The organism is Aureitalea sp. L0-47 (assembly GCF_026126405.1).
In the GTDB taxonomy this organism is placed as follows: Bacteria; Bacteroidota; Bacteroidia; order Flavobacteriales; family Flavobacteriaceae; genus Pukyongia.
This window is the reverse complement of the sequence record NZ_JAFMTQ010000039.1, coordinates 1-1,846: the sequence shown is the minus strand read 5'-3', so window position 1 is coordinate 1,846 and position 1,846 is coordinate 1. Positions and strand designations below refer to the sequence as shown.

General features: G+C 45.1%; 1 protein-coding gene. It reads left to right on the top strand.

The window, feature by feature from the left end; genetic code table 11:
* The coding region (locus tag J1N09_RS15350; RefSeq protein ID WP_265201163.1) for a gliding motility-associated C-terminal domain-containing protein at positions 1 to 1,846 on the top strand (1,846 nt) is incomplete at both ends.

The following is a 1,846-nucleotide window of genomic DNA, read 5'->3' as shown; positions in this document are numbered from 1 at the left end:
AGGATGATATAGACGCTGGAGAGGTGATCAACCAGGCTACGGCCACGGGAGTAGCACCAGACCAGAGCACGGTAACGGATCTATCGGGTAGTACAACAACTACGGACGATGAGACCATTACAGAACTTTGTCAGGATTCGAAGATTGCCATCACTAAGGAGGCTACTTATTCTCCGGGAACGGATTGTAGTCAGCCAGGTGAGATCATTAATTACAAGTTTGAAGTATTCAATACGGGTAATGTAACCTTAACCGATATAGTTGTGGATGACCCACTATTAGGTGGTGTTATTCCAGGACCAGCGGCGGGTGACGATGATAATGACGGCGAACTTGATGTAACGGAAACTTGGCTATATGTTGCCGATTACACGATCACTCAGGACGATATTGACCTTGGTGAAGTAATGAACCAGGCTACTGCGACAGGAGTTGATCCTAATCAGATGACGGTTAGTGACCTTTCAGGTACTACTGTAACGACTGATGACCCAACGGTAACTACACTATGTCAGGAATTTGATATAGCAATTGTTAAGGAAGCGATGTATGATGACGGAGGAAACTGTTCACAGCCAGGTGAGGTGATCGAATATACTTTCACAGTATCTAGCGAAGGAAACGTAACCTTGTTCGATATAGTGGTAGACGATCCGTTACTTGGTGGCGTTATACCAGGACCGGATTCAGGAGATACGGATGGAGATAACGAGTTAGATGTTGATGAAACCTGGGTTTATACTGCTACGTATACGATCACTCAAGGTGATATTGATGCCGGTGAAGTGGTGAACCAGGCAACAGTTACTGCTTTAACTCTTGATCAGACACCGCTGACTGACCTTTCAGGTTCAACTACAACTACTGATGATCCTACGATCACAACCCTTTGTCAGGATGCTTCAATAGCACTGATCAAAGTAGGTGCATTGATCGATGAGAACATGAACGGTTGTACGGATCTTGGTGAGAAGATCGAATACAGTTTCGAAGTGATCAACAATGGTAACTTACCATTAACAAATGTTACGGTTGTAGATCCACTGGTTGCGGTAGTAGGAGGGCCAATAACCCTTGAGCCAGGTGAAAGTGATACAACTTCTTTCACTGCGGAATACGAAGTAACCCAGGATGATATAGATGCCGGAGTCGTAATTAACCAGGCAATCGCTGAGGGTACCACACCTGATGGTTCGATCGTAGATGACCTGTCGGATGATAATAGTCCGCTGGAAGACGATCCTACTATTACGGAGCTATGTCAGGATCCAATGCTCGAGGTTGAGAAGATCGGAGTATTCGATGACAACAATGGTAATGGAAATACAGAAGTTGGTGAGACTATAAGTTACACATTCAAAGTAACTAACACAGGTTCAGTTACTCTGTATGACATCATGATCGAAGATCCACTGCCGGGAATCGTAATCGAAGGTGGACCTATAGAGGTATTGGAGCCAGGAGAGTTCGACGACACGACCTTTACTGCGACCTATACTATCACACAAGAAGATATCGATCGAGGATTTGTGGAGAACCAGGCTACGGCTACAGGATACGACATTAACGGAGATCCAGTTATTGACCTGTCTGACGACCCTAATGATCCTACAGATATTGATCTTGAAGGTGACGATGAGCCAGATGATCCAACTATCGTGGTATTACCGATTGTATTAGAAGAGCCTCCATTTGAGATCTTCAACGGTATTACTCCTGATGGGGATGGCTTGAACGACTTCTTCCGAGTGGTTGGGATAGAGTTGTATCCGAACAATAACATGAAGATCTTCAACCGTTGGGGTGTCCTGGTATGGGAGACTGATGGTTACGGAGGTACTAGTGG